The organism is Paenibacillus sp. PDC88, from assembly GCF_900106725.1.
GTDB lineage: Bacteria > Bacillota > Bacilli > Paenibacillales > Paenibacillaceae > Paenibacillus > Paenibacillus shunpengii.
Genome location: NZ_FNNT01000002.1, coordinates 453,081 through 473,462, shown reverse-complemented (window position 1 = coordinate 473,462; position 20,382 = coordinate 453,081). Strand labels below are relative to the sequence as shown.

General features: G+C 45.1%; 17 protein-coding genes and 1 riboswitch. Of the genes, 4 read left to right on the top strand and 13 right to left on the bottom strand.

Features of this window, described 5'->3' with window-relative positions; all coding sequences use genetic code 11:
- Positions 1-128 precede the first annotated feature (128 nt).
- The 10 genes from BLW49_RS08780 to BLW49_RS08730 form a co-directional block, all read right to left on the bottom strand.
- Positions 129-1,607 carry a hemolysin family protein gene (locus tag BLW49_RS08780; RefSeq protein WP_083655856.1) on the bottom strand — a complete coding sequence of 493 codons (1,479 nt, stop codon included), beginning with the start codon at positions 1,605-1,607 and terminating at the stop codon, positions 129-131.
- Between the two features lie 34 nt (positions 1,608-1,641).
- Positions 1,642-2,088, bottom strand: coding sequence for a spore coat protein GerQ (gerQ, locus tag BLW49_RS08775; protein ID WP_076312718.1), 447 nt, complete (start codon positions 2,086-2,088; stop codon positions 1,642-1,644).
- Positions 2,089-2,126: 38 nt separating this feature from the next.
- Positions 2,127-2,549, bottom strand: a complete 423-nt coding sequence (locus BLW49_RS08770) for a cell wall hydrolase (RefSeq protein ID WP_076312719.1) — start codon at positions 2,547-2,549, stop codon at positions 2,127-2,129.
- Positions 2,550-2,844: 295 nt separating this feature from the next.
- Positions 2,845-5,145, bottom strand: coding sequence for a glycoside hydrolase family 95 protein (locus BLW49_RS08765; RefSeq protein WP_090724118.1), 2,301 nt, complete (start codon positions 5,143-5,145; stop codon positions 2,845-2,847).
- A 63-nt stretch (positions 5,146-5,208) separates the two neighbouring features.
- Positions 5,209-6,228, bottom strand: coding sequence for a zinc-binding alcohol dehydrogenase family protein (locus tag BLW49_RS08760; protein ID WP_076312721.1), 1,020 nt, complete (start codon positions 6,226-6,228; stop codon positions 5,209-5,211).
- Positions 6,229-6,624: 396 nt separating this feature from the next.
- A complete protein-coding gene (locus BLW49_RS28755) occupies positions 6,625-8,574 on the bottom strand; it encodes a hypothetical protein (RefSeq protein ID WP_177178685.1) in 1,950 nt (649 codons plus the stop codon).
- A gap of 144 nt (positions 8,575-8,718) precedes the next feature.
- Positions 8,719-9,468: an SDR family NAD(P)-dependent oxidoreductase gene (locus BLW49_RS08745; RefSeq protein WP_076312722.1), complete on the bottom strand. Its 750-nt coding sequence runs from the start codon at positions 9,466-9,468 to the stop codon at positions 8,719-8,721.
- 220 nt (positions 9,469-9,688) lie between these two features.
- On the bottom strand, positions 9,689-10,081 hold the full coding sequence (locus BLW49_RS08740) for a DUF2500 domain-containing protein (protein ID WP_076312723.1): 393 nt from the start codon (positions 10,079-10,081) through the stop codon (positions 9,689-9,691).
- Positions 10,082-10,197: 116 nt separating this feature from the next.
- Positions 10,198-11,463, bottom strand: coding sequence for a WD40/YVTN/BNR-like repeat-containing protein (locus BLW49_RS08735; protein ID WP_090724117.1), 1,266 nt, complete (start codon positions 11,461-11,463; stop codon positions 10,198-10,200).
- A gap of 171 nt (positions 11,464-11,634) precedes the next feature.
- Entirely contained in the window at positions 11,635-13,020 is a 1,386-nt protein-coding gene (locus BLW49_RS08730) for an amino acid permease (RefSeq protein ID WP_076312725.1), read from the bottom strand.
- A gap of 277 nt (positions 13,021-13,297) precedes the next feature.
- Positions 13,298-13,455: riboswitch (FMN riboswitch) on the top strand.
- A 144-nt stretch (positions 13,456-13,599) separates the two neighbouring features.
- Between BLW49_RS08730 and BLW49_RS08725 the strand changes: the two genes are divergently transcribed.
- The 4 genes from BLW49_RS08725 (at position 13,600) to BLW49_RS08710 (ending at position 17,359) form a co-directional block, all read left to right on the top strand.
- Positions 13,600-14,559: a DMT family transporter gene (locus BLW49_RS08725; protein ID WP_076312726.1), complete on the top strand. Its 960-nt coding sequence runs from the start codon at positions 13,600-13,602 to the stop codon at positions 14,557-14,559.
- Positions 14,560-14,578: 19 nt separating this feature from the next.
- The gene (locus BLW49_RS08720; protein WP_177178684.1) at positions 14,579-14,980 is read left to right on the top strand and encodes a DUF4279 domain-containing protein; all 402 of its coding nucleotides are present in this window, start codon (positions 14,579-14,581) and stop codon (positions 14,978-14,980) included.
- A 166-nt stretch (positions 14,981-15,146) separates the two neighbouring features.
- On the top strand, positions 15,147-16,640 hold the full coding sequence (locus tag BLW49_RS08715) for an amidase (RefSeq protein WP_076312727.1): 1,494 nt from the start codon (positions 15,147-15,149) through the stop codon (positions 16,638-16,640).
- A gap of 5 nt (positions 16,641-16,645) precedes the next feature.
- Positions 16,646-17,359: a 4'-phosphopantetheinyl transferase family protein gene (locus BLW49_RS08710; RefSeq protein WP_083655858.1), complete on the top strand. Its 714-nt coding sequence runs from the start codon at positions 16,646-16,648 to the stop codon at positions 17,357-17,359.
- A 75-nt stretch (positions 17,360-17,434) separates the two neighbouring features.
- Here the strand turns inward: BLW49_RS08710 and BLW49_RS08705 are convergent, their stop codons facing one another.
- The 3 genes from BLW49_RS08705 to BLW49_RS08695 form a co-directional block, all read right to left on the bottom strand.
- Complete coding sequence (locus BLW49_RS08705) at positions 17,435-18,682, bottom strand: MDR family MFS transporter (protein WP_090724115.1); 1,248 nt, start codon at positions 18,680-18,682, stop codon at positions 17,435-17,437.
- A gap of 242 nt (positions 18,683-18,924) precedes the next feature.
- Positions 18,925-19,821, bottom strand: coding sequence for an aldo/keto reductase (locus BLW49_RS08700; RefSeq protein WP_090724114.1), 897 nt, complete (start codon positions 19,819-19,821; stop codon positions 18,925-18,927).
- A 187-nt stretch (positions 19,822-20,008) separates the two neighbouring features.
- Positions 20,009-20,263, bottom strand: coding sequence for a hypothetical protein (locus tag BLW49_RS08695; RefSeq protein WP_090724112.1), 255 nt, complete (start codon positions 20,261-20,263; stop codon positions 20,009-20,011).
- Positions 20,264-20,382: the final 119 nt, after the last annotated feature.

The window sequence follows — 20,382 nt, the reverse complement described above, 5'->3', positions numbered from 1 at the left end:
TTATGAATCTCTTAGATCCTTAGAAGAGCGGCTGAGGTTATTCTGAAATTGACTCTATGGCACAAAAAAATACTTTACGGTAATGTCCGCAAAGTATTAAACAATGGCTATACTATAAATAAATTAAATTAAGCCCCAGCTTCCTTATGATTGCTCACTGTCTTCTTCTTGACCTCAATTCTGGATATTCGATGATGATCCACTTCCTCAATCCGATATTGGTAATCACCATACGAGATGCAATCCCCTGGTTTCGGCGGGAAGGAATTCAGCATGGATAATACCCAGCCGCCAAGGGTGTCATAGCCAGACTCTTCAATATCGAGGGACAAGAGCTGGTTAAGCTCCTCCAGCAGAATGAGTCCATCAATGGAATATTCAGAAGCTCCTATATATTCCACAAGCGGCCTCTCATTATCAAACTCATCTTGGATTTCACCAAGAATCTCCTCCACGATATCTTCAAGCGTTACTAGTCCAGAGGTTCCTCCATACTCATCAATTACAATGGCAATCTGAGTTCTCTCCATCTTCATTTGTTTCAGCAGAATGGCAATTGAGGTCGATTCCGGAACCGAAAGAATGGGACGAATTGTCGTTAAATACTCTTCCATCCCTGACATAAACAAATCCTTAAGGTGAACAAAGCCGATAATCTGATCCTTATCACCGGTACAGACGGGATAACGGGTCCGCATTTGCATGCTAGCGATAGTCAAATTCTCTTGAATCGTCCATTCGGTATTCAAGCAGATCATCTCCGTACGTGGAATCATAATTTCTCTAGCGGTTGTTGCGGAGAAATCGAATATGTTATCAAGCAGTGTGTATTCAAATGCGTCAATTATTCCGTCGTTTTTACTGTCCTTCATAAGCTGCAGCCATTCTTCTTCACTCTGAACCTTTTCCCTCTTCACAGATAGATGTGTACTCTCCCGATGAGCAGGACCTCTCACTCCTATATTCAAGAACCAAATGAGAGGGGACATGAAGAACGTAAACAAGATAAGAAATCTTCCTGACTTCCTTAAGAGGTGCTCTTGAAAATGAGAAGACAACACGGAGGGGATCCATCTTCCTGCTCCAAGATAGGTTAAAGTAATGACAACAATGGCAAGAGTTGTAGACAGCACTGCCGCTGGCCATATATCTAAACCCATATTTTCCAGAACCGGCGCTAATCTCGAGGAGATTGCAGCTTCACTGAGCCAGCCGAGCCCAATAACAGGCAGAAATATGCCAAGCTGACAGGTGGTGCGATATTTAGCTTTATCAGCTGCTAGTATGGTCAGTGCTTCTTGACGATCGGTCTCCTGGCTGCTCACCTTATGACGCACTAGTGACAATCGGCCAATTGCACTGTCAAGGGCTGCAAATAACCCGCTGATCAGAGCTAATACCAATATAATTATTGCATAAATCCCAAACGATAGAGGGTCACTCAAATAAGGTCCCGTATCCCGAATTCGGTAACGGGTCCACCTCCTTTTTATCAAGTATGGAGTCATCACACCACATACAATTGCTGATATATATGCTGCTCCGGATGAAATAATGGCAATAAAATAGTCTTTGATATCCAGACTTCTTAACCCACTGGAGATCAAAGACTATTCTAATTCTTAATGTGACACCAATTTATTAACGTCTTCCGCCACGAGGCGCTGTTGGAGCATATGGATATTCATAATTCAGCGGCTCATCAAATGTTGCATAATCAAAATTAACCATCAGGATGATGATCCGTTGACCTGTGTTTGGATCACTGATAATAATATGGTCACGGCCTGCTGCTTCAAGGATCCCCTGAAATACTTTAGCATTCCACTCTCTGTTGCCTTCATATGTCGCATAGAAAGTACCATATTTCCCAAGGTTCAATCTAAGTATATTTTCAACAAAAGATTGCTCTGTAAACGGAATATTCTGTTGGATGACTGTGCCACTAGGCGTCATTACACTTCCGCTCGTAACTTCTGGTGGAACGACAGTCATCCCTCCCTGCATCCCTTGCATGTTTCTCGGAGCATTTGCAGGCCCCGAATTCCCGATCTTATACGATACAGGCTGATATGGTTGGTTAAACATTTAATTACCTCCCTAATAGTAAGGTGTACATCATTGTGCTAAAAAACTGCCGGACAATCTGCCCCGGATGGGCTGAAGAAACAGTGTGCACGATATCTTCCCGTATTCTGCTGATTATACCAAGTTGCCGGGCATGCTCCAGCTGGTCTGAAGAACCAGAGGGCATTGCTCGCAGGCCATATTTTCTCGCCGTTAATTACACGTCTGGCTAGACGAATGTCCGACTCTCTCGCCGCTTGATAAAAGTATCCTTTTTGAATCGCCTCAAAGCCGCCTGGTGACTGGAATACCATATCATTAATGGAGCGAATATTACGAAAATCAAGACATCCGCCAAGGATCCGGTTCACACCAACATTCCCTACCAGAAGCATCCCTGTTTCGCCGTCTTCCTCTGCTTCGGCTCTCATCAGCCTTGCGAGCACTTTTACATCCTCAGAATTTGCTTTAATAACCGCCAATTACGTTCCCTCCTCCCCTGTAAGTCGTAAGCCTCGCGCCTAATACCCTATATCCTATTGTGCATTCGCCCAGTTCGTGACACTTCTCTACAAAAAAAATACAAAAAAAATCCTGTATCCGCATCAAGCAGCGTGTACAGGATAAGCAAAACCAATGAAAATAACGAATAACCTAATAGGAGGAGTGTCACCAGTGACAAATAATTTCTTAATCTCCATCTTTAAATATTCTGTAAATACAACATAGCGTTCTTCTTCGCTAGATAACAAGGCCACCTTCATCCAACAAAGGAACTTACTCAGCAGTTATTATATACTTATCGCCCTTTACAGTCGGTAACTCTAATAAATTCCCAACGCGTTCTGCCGGCAATTCTCTTCCATCTGGTGAAGTAATACGGATGAGGGAATCCGAGTAAATGCGAAGCTTCTCTCCACAATCCGAAGTAATTACGCCGTTAGTCAGTTTATGCTCCTTCCATTCCATATCTACGGTGAAGCCTCCTCTTGCGCGGAGCCCTGTTACACTCCCTTGCTCCCAAGCTTGTGGCAAGGCCGGAAGAATTCGAATACCATCAAGATGACTTTGCAGCAGCATTTCGGCAATTCCAGCAGCAGCGCCAAAGTTGCCGTCAATCTGAAATGGAGGGTGATTGTCAAACAAGTTAGGAAGTGTTGATTTCCTCAGCAGCTCTCTTGTATGATAGTAAGCCTGGTCTCCGTCCAACAAACGAGCCCAAAAATTAATAATCCACGCCCTGCTCCATCCCGTATGTCCTCCTCCATTCTCCAATCGTCTATGAAGTGTTATCCTGGCCGCATCTGCTAGTTCCGGTGTAGAATCGGGACGAATCGTCGTTCCCGGATGAAGAGCAAACAGATGTGAGATGTGTCTGTGTCCAGGATCTTGTTCTTCATAATCCACTAGCCACTCCTGCAGTTGACCATATTTGCCTACCTTCATATCAGGTAGACGAGAAATGATCATGGCCCATTCCTCACGGCGATTCTCATCCGTGCTCAGCAATTTACTGGCCTCAATACAGGCATTCAATAGCTCCGTTAAAATTTGAGTGTCCATAGAAGGACCATAGCATAGTGTACCTGACTCTCCATTCGGCAGCTCATAACGATTCTCAGGTGAGACGGAGGGATTGGTCACAAGATACCCTTCAGGACTTTCGACGAGAAAGTCTTGAAAAAACAAGGCAGCCTCTTTCATGGTTTCATATGCTTGTTCCAAGAATACTGGATCAGGGTTAAATTTATAGTGTTCCCATAGATGAAGCGTCAACCAAGCGCCGCCCATAACCCATTGTGTAGCGGGTGGATAAATATCCTGCGGCGCGGTATCAGCCCAAATATCGGTATTATGGTGAGCAACAAACCCACGGCAGCCATACATTTTCTGTGCTGTTACACGGCCGTTCGCCCTCATTCGTTCTATCAATTCAAACAAAGGTTGATGACATTCTGCAAGATTACAGCTCTCCGCTGGCCAATAATTCATCTGGGTATTAATATTAATCGTAAACTTACTGTCCCAAGGCGGAGACATCGAATCATTCCATATCCCTTGCAGGTTGGCTGGCAGTGATCCAGGACGGCTGCTAGAAATAAGCAAATATCGCCCAAAGTGAAAATGTAACGCGTATAGACCCTTATCCTCCCCTCCTGATTGCAGCCTTTCCAGCCGTTTATTTACGGGTTCAACAGAAGGCGATTCGGAGGGCTTTCCAAGGTTAAGCTGCACTCTATTAAACAAATGCTGATAATCCTGAATATGTGTTTCTTTTAAGAGATTAAATTCCTTAGCTGCGGCCTGATTCAACAGCTCGTAGCATTGCTTCTTTGGGTCCTTGAAACGAAAAGTGCTCGCGACAGCGAGGAGGATAACAACCTCATCTGCCTGATCTATCATCAGATGCTCACCCACTACCCTAACGGTTCCACCGACAGGGATGGCTTTGGCAGCCGCGCTATAAACGAGCCCCTCCCTTCCACCGCAATCATTTGTCATAACAAGCGTATCCGTTCCATACCGATGAGACTCATCCATATGCTTGCCGTTTTTCCGGTCGAACCAGGAAGTGAGCGACAATGCACCAGGGCGGCCCGCTTCAAGTCTTATCATCATCACCTGATCCGGATAACTGCAAAATACCTCCCGTCGATAGGTAATTCCACCGTATTCATAGGTTGTGACGGTCACCGCTTTTTCTAAATCGAGTTCTCTGCGATAATTGGACAGCTCCCCTTCAGGATGATCAAAATGAATGAAAAAGTCCCCCGCCGTTAAGTAATGCCTCTGACTGCGTGGTGTTCCGGAAAAGGCGGCTTCTGATAAACGATGGGCTTCTTTCAGTTTTCCCTCAAACAGTAACTCGCGAATACGAGGGAGGTTTTCTAGAGCATCCGGGTTGTTTCGATCTCTAGGTCCTCCATACCAGATCGAATCCTCGTTAAATTGGATTTGCTCCTCTTCAACGAATCCAAACACCATACCTCCTAATCTTCCATTCCCGATCGGAAGGGCTTCATTCCAGTTTTGAGCTGGTTTGTCGTACCATAGCATCGTTTCGGCAGATAAAGACATGTGATTCCTCCTGAAATATAGGTCATTTATATAATTTATACTTTAGCTGCAATCGACTTCCATCTATAATTCCACTACGGCTTTAATCACTTTGGATTCAGGCTTTAGCCACTCATCAAACAAATAAGCCATCTCTTCTAACGGAGCGCGATGGGTAATGTACTGATCCATATCGATCCTGCCTGTGGAAATGGTCTTGATGACGTGAGCGAAATCCTCTTTTGTTGCATTCCGGCTACCCATAATGGTTAGTTCTCGTTTATGAAACTCTGGGTCGTTGAATGTGATATTGCCCTTAACGAGACCTACATATATCAAAGTCCCGCCATGAGCAGTATAATCGAAGGCATTTGTCATAGATGTCACATTACCCGTTGCATCGATGACGATGGGTGCAAGCTCTCCTGCCGTTAACTTTGAGACCTGCTCAAGTAGATCCTCCTCTGCTGCGTTAATGGTAAGATCGACCTTAGCCCAGGAGCGGCAAAAGGCTAATCGTTCCTTGTTTACATCCATAGCTATGACTCTTGCTCCTGCCTCTTTTGCAAGTGCCATGACACCAAGTCCGATCGGTCCGCCTCCAATAACCAGGACTGCTGCACCTTGAGAAATTCCGGCTCGGCGAACCGCATGAGCACCAATAGCCAGCGGCTCGATCATCGCTGTCTGATCCAGTGATAATCCTTCTGTCTTTAATAAATGTGATATCGGAACCTTAATTCTTTCTCGCATACCGCCGTCAACATGTACTCCCAACACTTGAAGCTGCATGCAGCAGTTGGTTCTGCCAGATCTGCAGGCTATGCAATGATTACAGTGTAAATAAGGAATAATGCTAACTTGGTCTCCTGGTAATATGCCTTGATCACGGTTGCTAATCTTTGTGACGATTCCAGCCAGTTCATGTCCTAAGATGCGCGGATATTCAAAAAAAGGCTGGTTCCCTTTATAGGCGTGCAGGTCGGTACCGCAAATACCGACCCGCTTTATTTCAATCACTGCTTCATCCTGCCCCGGTTCTGGCTCCGGTAAATCTGTAGCATAACGAAATGTTCCGATTTGTTCGCAAAGGATACCTCTCATTCTTCATTTCCCCTCCCGACTCTCAATGAATGCGGTTACAATTAAATGTTTATTCCTATTCAAATATTCGCGGGAAAGACCTCCATTGCCTTCTTCGGTAACTCTTATTTTGTATTCTCGTAGGATTCTTTATATTCTGCTGTCATTTGATCTCCGGCGCTCGTTCTCCATCTTTCAACCTCGGCCTTCCAAGCTGCTTCCTCAATTTGCCCCATGATAAACATGGTTTGGGCATCTGTAATGATATCTGCTCCAATTCTCCACCTCGTTCATGTGGTGTAACAGATTTGTCTCTTTTTATCTATCCTAAATATGTATAATCGTCTATAGACGAAAAAAAGAGCCGCCCTGACGTGGGCAGCTCTGTAATATCTGTCATGCATTTCATCATTTTCATTAAGGATTAGCAGTAATCCAATAATCGTAGGAATGAACAACATACCCTTGGTAAGCTTCATAGTTAGCAAGCAAATCCGGTAATTTAGCAAGCTCTTCTTCCATGTAAGCTTCTCCTTCTTCATAGAAGGTAATATGATCGCCTTCATGGCTTTGTTTCATCTCAACAGAGACGAGAAGCGGCTTACCTAAACGGTCTGCAATCTCCATTTCTCGTGCTGCAACTGCTGCTATCCCGTTTGATCCCTCTGCGGTATCACGGAAGGCCATGAGTGAAATATGATCAAGTGTCTGAATCATCCATTCGCTAACCGTCATATTTTTCCCTGGAAGCTCATATGCGTCAAGCCATACAGCAAGATCGGCACTCGTCTCCAGATCAGAATTTCTTTTGGTTTCTTGTGCAAAGTATTCCATATTTGCAGCCCATTCTGTAAGTACACGGTCACGATCAATATGCCAGGCTTCATTTGTATACGGCTCTACATCAACATGGATACCATGGAATTTCTCCTGCTCCGAAGCATGCTGATTATATTCCTTAACATAATTGATTAACCGGGTAATACGAGGTCGGTTCTCTTCAAGCCCCCATATCGGATGGCCTCCCATTGCATGAACCTCAATCCCCATGGCTGCTGCCTGGCTGACAAAATTTCGATACAGCTCAAACGGCTGCTCCAGATCAAGTCTTACATACAAATAATTTATATTTTTCTCTTCTACAAATTCGAGCACGCGTTCACTGTCATGAATCACTTGCTCTGCTTGCCAAATGTACGTCCCACGAATAGAGCCCTGCTCAGGCTCCGGTGTTGGCTCAGGTTCCGGCGTTGGCTCAGGTTCCGGCGTTGGCTCAGGTTCTGGCGTTGGCTCAGGTTCCGGCGTTGGCTCAGGTTCCGGCGTTGGCTCAGGTTCTGGCGTTGGCTCAGGTTCCGGCGTTGGCTCAGGTTCTGGCGTTGGCTCAGGCTCCGGTGTTGGCTCAGGTTCCGGCGTTGGCTCAGGTTCCGGCGTTGGCTCAGGTTCTGGCGTTGGCTCAGGTTCTGGCGTTGGCTCAGGTTCTGTACCGTTTTCGCTAAGGTTAGACCAATACACATAATCATGCACCGCTACGCCGGCAAAATTGCGGTATTCCTGCAGTGATAATGACACCTCGTTAAGTACAGCTTCCATTTCTTCCGCTGATTTGCCTGCAAATGAGGTGTACTCTTCACCTGGCATCGGTTTTGTGTTTACAGCGACAACCATCTTCGCATCATAAGCTTCCGACCATTCCATCTCTTGCTCAATCACATGAGAAATGCTGTCGTCACCCATCGCTTTATCACGGTAAGCCATTAAAGTTATTTGATCAAACCTGCTCATGAACCATTGAATTAGCGGCGTATCGGTCTCAGGCACTTCATATTGGTCATACCAAAAAGGCAGATCAATGGCACTGATTAGGGAAGCATCCTGATTCGCAATGTCTAAAAACAGCTCAAGATTGGTTAAATAGGATTGAATGACAGGCTCGCTGTCTTCGCTCCAATCATTCAGGACATAGGGTTCAATATCAAGATGAATTCCTGCAAACTGTTCCGATTCCTCAGATTCAGCATTGTAATCAACAACCCAGTTAGCAAATTGAAGCAGCCGTTCTCTTCCACCTTCTGTCGCCCAGTAAGGATGGCCTGCGAGTGCATCAACCTTGATTCCCCGCTCCTGAGCATTTCGTACAAAGGTCTGGTACATTTCCTCTGGCTGATTCATATCAATTCTTAAGTAAATATGATCAATATTTTGATTGTCGGCATATTCCAGTACATCTTGGCCGCCATCTGCAATGGTCTCTGCCTGCCATAACCATGTTGCCCGCGTAGATGAATTTGTCGATTCAAAAGCAGTCATAAATATAACACTTATGAATAAGACAACCCATAATAAACCGCGGGATTGATTGCGTATCATATCCTCCCTCCAATTCTCCTCTCTTTTTTGAACCAACGCTATTATAGCAGTGGACAAAAGTAAAAGAATGAGCCCAGGTGCTCAACTTGGGCTCATTCTTCTATATTCGGTCTTTAGCCTGATTATTCGATTCCAGTCCCAGGATTAGGGCTCATATATCATTTTTCTTGTCATACCGCCATCAATGACCAGGTTCTCGCCAGTTACAAAATCATTGTCAGGTGCCGTTAAAAATAAACAAGCTCTTGCAATATCCTCCGGCTTGCCAACTCTTTGCGACGGATGCTGGACATGATCTATTTCTCTAAGTTTACTGTAGTCTCCTTTTTCAATCCATCCCGGACTAATACTATTGACCCGAATCCGTTTATCTGCCAGTGAAACAGCCATCGCATGAGTCAGTGCAACAATAGCTCCTTTGGAAGCAGCATAGGCTTCAGAGTTCGGCTCGGACATCGTCGCTCTCGTGGAGGCCATATTGATTACAGCACCGCCCTGTTTATTATTCCCCATATATTTAGCCGCTTCTCTTGTCGTTAAAAAACAGCTGCGAACATTGGTGTTCATGACATCATCCCATTCATTCAGGGACAATTCAAGCGGAGACTTCCAGATGCCATAACCTGCGTTGTTAATCAGGATATCGATCTTCCCATATTCCCGCATGGCTGTATTCATTAAATGTACAATTGCTTCTTCAGACCTAACATCGCAGGCAACAAATATGGCAGTTTCACCTTTTTGACGAATGGCTGCGGCTGCCGCGGCCCCTTTTTCTTCATTTTGATCGGCAAGGACCACCTTCGCTCCCTGCTCAGCGTATGCTTCAGCTACAACTTTACCAATACCTTGCGCTGCGCCTGTAACGATGACGACATCATCTTTGAATTTCATGATACCTCTCCTTACGACTAGAGATTAGAACCAGCTATAGTTCTCTGATAACAATATATTACACAATTTAAGTATTAACATATATCCGAATCAATTTCTTAACGAAATATAAACAATCCCCCTAATAAAGAATAATTAATCCAGTATATCTCAATTGAAACGGTACAATTCAGCTGGAAAACAAAAAGCCGCCCCATTGGGACGGCTGATCCTTCACATACTAACCTCGAACACGTTCGGTATATACTCTGTTATAGCGCTTGAACCCGAGATATCTAGTCCCCTGAAAAGTAAGCTGGCCTTCATCGCCTTCAGAGCATAAACCATACTCATCTCCGCCAACCTTGAACTCAATCCGATCTCCACTGTCCACTTCGAATGTAATAAAATAGAGTGTCCGCGTATTCTGCCCTTCGCTTTGACTCTGCTGTGATACCTGAATCCTTCTTCCTGTAATTCTTGAAGAGACAGTCAATACCGGCTGCTTGTTGTTCCGTCCCCAAGCAAGGAGCTCTTTTCCCAGGGTCAATGCGATAATACCGAGAATCACGACAAATACCGCCGGGAATACCGTTCCGAAAAAATCAAACATCCAGAAAGATTCAAATCCCATGCCGTCTCCTCCCGTCCTCTAATTCTTGTCTGAAAATAACCGACTACTTGTTTATGTATATGCCGTAGTACGGTCAACTTGTCAGTTCGGGTAAGAAATACTTCATGGGATTAATCTTAAAGGACACTCCAACTGGTCCCGCCATCCATTGATTGCATTAATATTGATTTTTTCTCACTAGCATTCTCAAGCAGCACCCACCCTACTTTAGGGCTTACGAACTGCAGCTTGACAACCTCAGGATATTCTACAAGCTTCTCTGAGAGAACTTCACTCACAGGCAGTCTGTCCCAATCTTCGCCTTGATTCCTCGTATGATAGACATAAGTGCCTTGCAATGCCCAGCCTTCAGACTCACTGACAAAAGTCGGATACAAATCCTTGTTCACCCCACTCTGTGAAGGCAGATTAAACTGGACATGCTCCCATATGGAGCCTCCATCTGTCGTAAACAGACCGCTGTACTGAACTCCGCTGCCTTCCGCACAGCCTAAAGGAAGATACAGTTTCTGATGGTCCGTACTTAAGCTCTCAATCTCGCCAAGAGAATAAGAAGAACAGGACTCATACAATGATGAGGATCTGTTGAAATACGGCTCGTTAATAGACCAGGCTTTCCCCGCATTCTGGGTTAAATAAATCTTAGGAGCCCCAAGCTCCAGCACGGATACAACACCGCGCTCTCCGTCGATGAACTGCATACCCTCAGCATATCCGCGCAGCGGTATGGCATGATTCGTTTGCTGAAGCGGAGAACTTGTCATCACTTCAGACCAATTCATTCCCCCGTCAAGCGTCGAGAATATTTTCTTCTCCTCTTTACCCGTACCAGCATTGTCACTTGTCATTAAGAAGCCTTCCTTAGCTGAAGCAAAGTGAAGCGCTGTTACCTTCTGAGTTTCCTCGAGCGAAGAAATCATCCAGCTCTCTCCACCATCATTTGTTCGCAGTACCACATTGTCAGTTCCATCTGTTCCGGAACGAACAATCCACCCATTCATGCCATCCAGGAAAAAAATATCCTCTCCGTAAACTGGATTCGTCGCGAACTTCACATTAGATGAAGGAGAAATATTCGTCCAGGTCTCCCCATTGTCACGGGTATAATATAAACGAAGCTCGCTTCTCGTCACTCCCCAAGCCAGACCGCCATAACCATGGATTAGTTGAAAATCTGTTAATCGTGTCTGAATTTGATATTTGTTTACTTCAGCGACTTCATAATTGCTAGGTTCAATAAGTGTTATCGTCTGGCCATCTTCCAGCTGCTCTTCCTTTACGACTACTGGCTGAGCCTCCTCGGGTTCCGAAGATGTGCAAGCTGTCAGCGCAAGTGTGATCATAAGCATACATACTAGAGCCCGCTTTGTCGTTTCTCGCATGCTATTCCACCTCTTTGTGCCTGTTAAGGCTGTCCTCTAAGTTAGACATTATAGCATACTTTATTTTGAATGAGAGTCAAAACTGTTACTTGTTCCTCTTTATTCTGTAATACATTTCGCCCTCCTGATCTCTATCAGAAGGGCGAAAATGGTTGTACTTTATTCTTGTTATTATTTCTTAGATGGTTTGTCTCCAAGCTCACTGTGCCGGTATCCATAGAAGAAATAAATACCTAGACCGACGAGAATCCATACGGCAAATCCACCCCAAGTTGATCCGTCCAGCTGAAGCATCAGCAGCACACAGAATGCAGCGCTCAGCAGTGGAAGAAACGGCACCCACGGTACAGAAAATCCTCGTTTGAGATCTGGTCTGGACTTGCGCAGACCAATAACACCAAGGGATACGACAGCAAATGCAAACAGGGTTCCAATGATGGTCAAGCTGGCAAGCTGATCCAGCGGCAGCAATCCGCACAGGAGTGCGATAATAATGCCTACCATCCATGTACTGCGAACAGGGGTCTGTTTCTTCTCATCCACTTTAGATAAGAACTTAGGCAGCAGTCCATCCCGAGAGATCGCAAACAAGAGCCGGGTCTGACTAAACAATAGAACGAGCAGCACCGTCGTAATACCCACAATGGCTCCCACTGAAATAAGTCCTGCTACAAAGTCTTGTCCTACAAAGCGTAATGCGAAGGCTACAGGGTCTGCAACTCCAAGATTCGTAAAAGGAACCATCCCCGTCAGGACGACGGCAACAAGTGAATACATAATCATACATACAATAAGTGATCCAATAATTCCTATAGGAAGATTACGCTGCGGGTTTTTGACTTCTTCAGCCGCTGTAGCCACCGCATCAAATCCAATATAGGCAAAAAACACAACAGCCGCGCCACTCATTACCCCAGAGAAACCAAACGGCATGAAAGGAGTCCAATTGTCAGGCTTAACATAAAATGCACCAACCAGAATGAAAATGATGATGACTGCTATTTTGACAAAAACCATAATTGCATTAAATCTTGCCGTTTCCCTCGCTCCCTGGGTGAGTAATAAGCATATAGCCATAATAATGAGAACGGCCGGCAAATCTATGATTTGTCCCTGCGACAAATTAAAAGCACCGGATATAGCGGTGGGAAGATGTATGCCAAAGCCTTCCAGCAGCCCTTGTACATAGGCTGACCATCCGCTTGCTACCGATGCCGCAGCAACACCATACTCAAGTACCAGTGTCCAGCCCATTAACCAACCGACCACTTCACCGAATGCAGCATAGCTGTATGCATAGGCACTACCCGATACAGTAACTGTGGAAGCCAGTTCTGAGTAACACAACGCTGCCAGAATACAGGCGATGGCGGCAATAACGAAGGAGATCATTAGTGCGGGCCCAGCATGCTCTGCAGCGGCTTGTCCGGTAATGACGAAAATACCGGTACCAATAATAGCACCGACCCCAAGTGATATCAGATCCAGCGCCCCGAGTGTCTTCTTGAGGCCGGTTCCCTTGTTCAGGTCAAAATGCTTCTTGCGAAATAAATCCATAATGTCACTCCTAGATGAATGTTGCAACGCTTTAGTGCAATTAAGCACAAACAATTATTATGCGAAAGTTAGCACGGGTTGTCAACTTTCATCATTCAATTAGAATTATATGGCTAAAGCCTCGGTAACAGATTGCCCTGAACTTGAATTTTTATTATTAATTGACCAACCGGCGAAAAATAAGTGTTGCTACGATAGCGCTTTCTATATTATTATGTTTGAGTAGGTTACAACTAATTATTTACTTACGATTTTATATTATCTTAATAAATGAATAATGGATCTTCGGGGTAGGGTGAAATTCCCAATCGGCGGTGACGTTCTTGCAATGAAGAGCGAAGCCCGCGACTCGCTGCTCAAGCATTCCTTGCGCACGCGACTGACTTGGTGCAATTCCAAGGCCGACGGTTACAGTCCGGATGAGAGAAGATCATCGATTACATGCGGTTGTTATATTAATACGCATGTTTATTTGATCACCCCTGTTGATCGTGCATGGCTACATGTGCGTATTCACGGGGGTTTTTTACTATCTGAAGATACCATATTCAAATTCTCAATTACGAAGGAGTTTGGATTATGGAACACACGAACAAAAAAGCATTACCTGCAGCCGGCTCAACCGGCTTCTGGCTCGTCGCACTCGGGGCAGCACTGTGGGGCATCGGTCCCCTGTTCCGTATTCATCTGCTGGACTACATGACCTCGACACAAGTCGTCCTGATTGAGCATCTTCTTGTCTGTCTGGTTGCTGTACCGATTCTATGGGTCAATCGATCTGAACTGAAAAACCTGCGTTTAAAGCATGTATTCGCTCTGCTTGTCATCTCTTGGGGAGGTTCTGCACTGGCTACCGTTATTTTTACGATGGCTCTGTCCAGTGGTGATCTGAATGCGGTTGTGCTGCTGCAAAAAATGCAGCCGATTTTTGCCATCCTGCTCGCAAAGCTGATTCTTAAGGAGACGCTGCCCAAACGTTTCGGCTTCTTCTTCATCATTGCTATTGTAGGAACGTATTTGCTTACCTTTGGATTCACCATTCCTTTTGGAACGAATAGCGAATGGATTAAGTTGGGAAGCCTCTTATCCTTACTCGCCGCAGCTTTATGGGGTGGATCCACGGTGATGGGACGCCTGCTTCTTGGCCAGGCGCAATACAAGACGGTAACCTCCCTGCGATATGTACTCGCACTGCCTTTACTCCTCATCATGACCTGGCTGGAAGGAGCATCGATGAATCTTCCACAGGCAGGAGCGGATCTTGCAAGCATCGGAGTTAACTTGTTGGCACAGGCATTGCTTCCTGGACTGCTCAGTCTGCTGCTATATTATAAAGGCTTATCTTCGACCAAAGCATCGATGGCTACCCTTGCGGAGCTTAGCTTCCCGATGATGGGTGTGCTCGTGAACTGGATCGCTTTTGGACAGTTGGTAACTCCTGCTCAGCTCATTGGTTTTGTGCTGATCTGGACAACATTGTTTATATTTGCTCGTCAGCAGCAACAGAGCAGCCAGCAGCTGGTCTCGCGGACGACATGAGATGAAAGGATTAAGAAGGATGCATACTACTTCGGTTATGACTGAGTTTTCAATCATCGGCGAACTTTTCACTGCTGAGGATATAACAAGTCAACTAGAGATCGCACCCTCAGAGTTCTATACTAAGGGAGACAAAATAAAGAACCGCGACATCGTTCGGAAAGAATCCGCATGGTCGATCAGTACTGGATACGAGGAATCTCTGGATATAAATATGCAGTTGAATAAATTGATTTCTGTCCTAAAAAACAAAAAGAATGAATTGCTCGAATTAAAAAGATCACATGACTTATTTTATAAATTCTTTATCGTTATAAAAATTGAACAGAATCAGACACCCGCCATTTATTTAGATATTGATACGATCTCATTCGTGAATGACATTGGAGCTGAGCTGGATTTTGATCTCTATGTCTTTTAGATCTTAAAGAGTTATTGTAAAGTCGCTGTCCGTTTGGACGGCGACTTTTTATATCTAAATGAATTTTCACTTTCTCCTCCATCTCTCCTCCAACTGCACATGGAAACCTGACAGATATATGCGTTATGATAGAGAGAACGATTAGAAAGGGATGATCAATTAGCCTATGACTTCTTTTCCGTATACATCATATGACGCAGTAGGGCTCGCCCAGTTGATAAGAGATAAACAAATTTCTCCAGTAGAGCTTGTAACTGCTGCCATTGAACAGATCGATCAGTTGAATCCTGAGCTGAATGCGGTGGTCCGTACTCGCTACGAAGCTGCACTGCAAGAAGCAGGTGAGGTGAACACACTCGCCCAGCCATTTGCAGGTGTCCCCATATTGCTCAAAGACATTTCACAAGCCATTGCTGGAGAGCCTCTGACATCAGGCTCCAAATTATTTGCTGAACACAGGCCGCTCTACGATTCTCATTATGTAGCCAAGCTTCGGAGAGCCGGTTTTATTCCGATCGGACACACGAATACCCCGGAATTTGGTCTTAAGAATATTACCGAGCCTAAGCTGCACGGCCCTTCAAGAAACCCATGGAATACAGGCCACTCTCCCGGCGGCTCCAGTGGAGGATCGGCATCAGCCGTTGCTTCCGGCATGGTACCCATCGCCGGAGCAAGTGATGGCGGAGGATCAATTCGCATTCCCGCTTCGTTCAGTGGACTGTTTGGATTAAAGCCTACCCGTGGACGTACTCCTGTAGGCCCCGGGGTTGGCCGGCAGTGGCAGGGTGCATCCATTGATTTTGCCCTATCGAGAACGGTGAGGGACAGTGCGGCACTACTCGATGTACTGCAGGTGATTCAGAACGAAGCTGCATTCCAAGTTCCGCTGTACCCTGGAAGGCACTTGGAGGATATGTATTTATCGCTTGAACGGAAATATCGAATTGCCTATACGATGGATTCTCCAGTAGGCACGCCTGTCAGTGAGGATGCCAAGGAGGCAGTGCTCAAGGTCGTGAAATACCTGGAATCCGAAGGACATCTTGTCGAAGAAAAGCAAAGTCCAGTAAACGGTGTTCATCTCATGGAGAACTATTATATGATGAACAGCGGTGAGATGGCAGCTATGGTACTGAAGATGGAGCGTGGACTTGGAAGAACCATTACTTCAGAGGATATTGAAATTGAAGGCTGGGTGCTCCTAGAGGCTGGCCGAAAATTGTCCGCAGCGGAATTTGTACATAGTCTTGCAGAGTGGGACGTTGCTGCCGCACAAATGGCCACTATTTTTGACCGATATGATTTCTATATCACACCGACCAATGCTTATCCGGCTCCACAGATTGGTGAACTGACGCCTGGGCCAGCGAAGATTGAGCAGTTGCTTAGGGTAAGTGAGTTATCTAAGGACAAGCAGCAAGAGCTTATCTATGACATGTTTGAACCTAGCTTAACTTACACTCCGTTCACACAGCTTGCTAATTTGACAGGTACACCGGCTATGAGCCTCCCCCTTCATCTTAGTAAGTCTGGGCTGCCTATGGGTGTTCAGTTTATGTCTGCTAAAGGAAGAGAGCATGAGATGCTGCAGCTGGCTCACCTGCTTGAGAATACAGACCTGTGGATCTCTCCTTTGACTCCCGGAGGTGAACATTAAGGCCAATGGACATTCTTGGGGTCAAACTGCACACTGCAATGGAGCAGCCCATTGATTTGAATGAGATCGTAGGAGCTTTGCCGTGCGAACAGCAAAAGAAGATTCGCAGGTTCAGACGGTATGCGGACCAATTAAGATCTCTATGCGGAGAGCTGCTAATTCAGAGCTACGCTGTCGAACATTGGAATCTGTCCCCTAACCAGTTGGACAGGCAGATCAATCGCTTCGGTAAACCTGAATTTGTTCATTATCCCACGCATCATTACAATATCTCTCACTCAGGGGCATGGGTGGTAGCTGCTTTTGATCGACACCCTGTTGGTATTGATATTGAAGAAATAAATGATGTGGACCTGACTCTAGCAGATCGATTCTTTACTCGGAACGAAGCGGAGCTGGTGCATAACCAGGTCAACTTAGAGCAGAAGCATATATTCTATTCCCTATGGACGCTTAAGGAAAGCTATGTAAAAGCGAAAGGTGCCGGACTTTCCATTCCCCTTGATTCTTTCGAATTTGATATAACCCATCAGGGAGAAATCACATTCTCTAGCTCTAACGAGGGGAACGAAGAAGCTTGGTCCTTTAGAAGTTATGCAATCGACCCTGATTACTCTCTCGCGGTTTGCAGCCGATCAGGACATGTACCAGAATCCATAGATTTCATGACCTTGGATCAGCTCTTGGCAGGTCATTCGATACTCCGAAGCAAGTCGTAAAAATAAAAATAACGCCAGCAGAGTCATTACCATGCTGGCGTTATTTTATATTAAACTTAATGAGCTCACTTCATGTTAACTAGCGACATTAGCTTGTTTGTCAGCTGGCTGATCCATCTTCCGATCACGCATCTTAAAGTGGGCGAGCAGCAAGAATGGAATGCCACATGCTGTCATTAGCGTCAAAGGCATAAATATCATTACCGGTTGATCCACAGATAGCGAGGTTAACAACCACCCTCCAATGACCGGGGCGAGTACATTCCCCATATTGTTAAATCCGCTCATACCGAAATAAGTCCCACGCAGCTCTGGTTTAGCGATCCTGTCTACTAATAGATCCATAAGCGTAAACATGAGCACTTCTCCAATTGTAAATATTACGACACCAAGCAGCAGCATCCATCTGGATTCAAACAAACCAAATACAAGCAAACTACTGGCCACAAAAGCATTACCTACGATTAAAGATACCGCAGGAGGAAAATTCTTAAACCATCTTACCAGCGGATACTGCACGATCAGCACGACTACGGCATTCATGGACAGCATGTAAGTAAACATCTCTGCTCCATTCTCGAAGCTCGGGCTGAGCTCAAGATATTGCGGGAGCGTCGAACTAAAATGTCCATATCCTAACACACAGAATATAGACCCGATTAGCACATACATAAAGGTACGATCACGGCTAGTCACCATAAAAGCTTCTTTTAAAGATACGGACTGAGCTATGGCAGCACGGCCAAGGTCAATATCACTTTTTCTACCGAACTGGAATACAAGAACCAGTCCATATAAGATGTATACCAACCCTGCGGCTATGAATGGGGCTCCGCTCTGTGAGGTTCCAAACTGCAATCCGAGTAAAGGACCGATCACGACACCGACATTAATGGCCGCATACCTCAAGTTAAAAATTAACAGCCTGTTCTTCGGATCTGTAATATCCGACAGCATCGCTCGTGAGGTTGGCTCGAAAACAGCTCGGCACAGCCCATTCAATGCGTTCATAACAAAGAACATCCAAATCTGATTGGCCACGGCAAAGCCGATAAATACAAGCGCCCAGCTAAAAATCGAGAAGATCAAAACTTTTTTACGTCCTATTCGGTCCGATATGTATCCCCCATAAAAACTGGCAAATACGCCGATCAGCGAGCTGACAGCGACAACCATACCTGCCTCCGCTGGACTTGCTTCCATCGATTTAATGAGATAGATCGACAGAAAAGGAATACTCATCGAGGTGGCCATTCTTCCGAACATCGTTCCTACGATAATGGTCCAAGCGAGCGGGTGAATCTGTTTTAAATGACTGTTCATATTGCCTCCATCTGAATCTGCTAATAAGTAAGTTAATACATATCATTTCAGCTAATCCGCTATCTGTCAATACATGTAACACGCGCTCAAGAGGCATGACAATCCATAGTAAATAGATACCTCTATACTATTCTATTATGAATTTTTCATATGTTGTAATAATCATATAATAATTCAAGTTATTTCCCATAAAAAAACCTTAGGATGACTTATTCACCCTAAGGTTCTGATCAAATACGATATTAGGTTCTACCGGTCCAGTCATCGGATGCAATTTCTCTCCACCGCTCACGGATGATCTCATAATCTTCCTTGGCAAGCAGGTGCTCTCGTAATAAATCCGCATTCTCCTGCCAACGATTTGGCTTCTTGGTGCCTACAATGGCCGTATCCACACCAGGCACAGATAAAGTAAAACCTAGCGCCTTAGCAATAGCCTCCCCCTCATTGCTCTCACCTAAGAATCCGTAATTCAAGTCCCGTAATCGATTCCAATACACGAATGGGTAGGCCGTTTCTTCAAGCGTATCATAAGTCCAGGCAACGTTGGCCAGCGGCCGTTTCGCTGTCACGCCCATGCCCCTCTTCCGGGCTTCAGGAATGGTCAGCTCAATAGCCTCTTGGTCCGCTATATTGACAGAAGTTTCGAGGCTATCGAACACGCCCGTCTGAACGGCATACAATGCATCTTTATGATCTCCGCTGTAGCCAATAAATCTTGTTTTTCCTGCTTCCTTGGCCCGATTCAGTACTTCAATGACGGAGCCCTCCCGAAGCACTTCCTCCGAGCAGCTGTGCAAATGAATCATATCCACATAATCTGTCTTCAGTCTTCTTAAGCTGCGGTCGATCGAATTAGACAGCATGACCGGATCCCAATCCGGCTGGTCATATCCGGAAGCATGTCCACATTTCGTGAACAGATACACTTCCTCTCTCTTGGGACCAAGCACCTGCCCGATCAATTCCTCACTGTCTCCGTAACATTCTGCCGTATCAATCACATTCAATCCAGCTTCAATCGCACTTCCGAGCAGACGATCCACCTCAGGCTTCGAAATGCCAGACCCTATCTCTGACCCGCCGAAACCCAGTACGCTGACCTTCATTCCTGTGTTTCCATAAGAGCGCTGTTCCATAAATCTAGCCTCCTTGGGTTAATGTCAATTTTATTAAAATATCTGACATGTTCGTATTACCACCTCATGAAAAAGCGAAACAATACGAGGTACTCTCTCCATATTTATTTCAATTTCAAAGCTTCGTCCTGAGTTAGACTACAAAAAGCGGTATATTATGACTGCTGCACTTCTTAGTTAAGTGATATTAAACCGGCTTAAATTGATTAATGATCAAATCTATGATCAATCCAATGACCAACCAGCCAATGACATTAATAAAATAAATAATTGTCATCCCACTTAAATGACGTCCAATAGACGGAATATTTTCAAGTAGTGCCAAATGCGGACTCGTTAATACCAACAACATATTGTAGTCATCTATGCCCGTAGCATTAAAAATACACACCAATACACTCAAGACGGGTAGCCAAAAACTAAATCTCTTAAATAACTGCATTTCTCTCATCTCCTAGTCAGCAATATTCTTGTTGTCCAAGAAATTATACTACAAGGAAGGAGAACGATAAATCTACAATTTAGTATACATAGCTACATTTTCCATTCATTATTGTAAAT

Excerpts from the sequence above, each read along its gene's own strand:
- gerQ (WP_076312718.1), bottom strand. The coding sequence starts at position 2,088 with ATGTTTAACCAACCATATCAGCCTGTATCGTATAAGATCGGGAATTCG.
- BLW49_RS08765 (WP_090724118.1), bottom strand. The coding sequence starts at position 5,145 with ATGTCTTTATCTGCCGAAACGATGCTATGGTACGACAAACCAGCTCAA.
- BLW49_RS08760 (WP_076312721.1), bottom strand. The coding sequence starts at position 6,228 with ATGAGAGGTATCCTTTGCGAACAAATCGGAACATTTCGTTATGCTACA.
- BLW49_RS28755 (WP_177178685.1), bottom strand. The coding sequence starts at position 8,574 with ATGATACGCAATCAATCCCGCGGTTTATTATGGGTTGTCTTATTCATA.
- BLW49_RS08745 (WP_076312722.1), bottom strand. The coding sequence starts at position 9,468 with ATGAAATTCAAAGATGATGTCGTCATCGTTACAGGCGCAGCGCAAGGT.
- BLW49_RS08740 (WP_076312723.1), bottom strand. The coding sequence starts at position 10,081 with ATGGGATTTGAATCTTTCTGGATGTTTGATTTTTTCGGAACGGTATTC.
- BLW49_RS08735 (WP_090724117.1), bottom strand. The coding sequence starts at position 11,463 with ATGCGAGAAACGACAAAGCGGGCTCTAGTATGTATGCTTATGATCACA.
- BLW49_RS08730 (WP_076312725.1), bottom strand. The coding sequence starts at position 13,020 with ATGGATTTATTTCGCAAGAAGCATTTTGACCTGAACAAGGGAACCGGC.
- BLW49_RS08725 (WP_076312726.1), top strand. The coding sequence starts at position 13,600 with ATGGAACACACGAACAAAAAAGCATTACCTGCAGCCGGCTCAACCGGC.
- BLW49_RS08720 (WP_177178684.1), top strand. The coding sequence starts at position 14,579 with ATGCATACTACTTCGGTTATGACTGAGTTTTCAATCATCGGCGAACTT.
- BLW49_RS08715 (WP_076312727.1), top strand. The coding sequence starts at position 15,147 with ATGACTTCTTTTCCGTATACATCATATGACGCAGTAGGGCTCGCCCAG.
- BLW49_RS08710 (WP_083655858.1), top strand. The coding sequence starts at position 16,646 with ATGGACATTCTTGGGGTCAAACTGCACACTGCAATGGAGCAGCCCATT.
- BLW49_RS08705 (WP_090724115.1), bottom strand. The coding sequence starts at position 18,682 with ATGAACAGTCATTTAAAACAGATTCACCCGCTCGCTTGGACCATTATC.
- BLW49_RS08700 (WP_090724114.1), bottom strand. The coding sequence starts at position 19,821 with ATGGAACAGCGCTCTTATGGAAACACAGGAATGAAGGTCAGCGTACTG.
- BLW49_RS08695 (WP_090724112.1), bottom strand. The coding sequence starts at position 20,263 with ATGCAGTTATTTAAGAGATTTAGTTTTTGGCTACCCGTCTTGAGTGTA.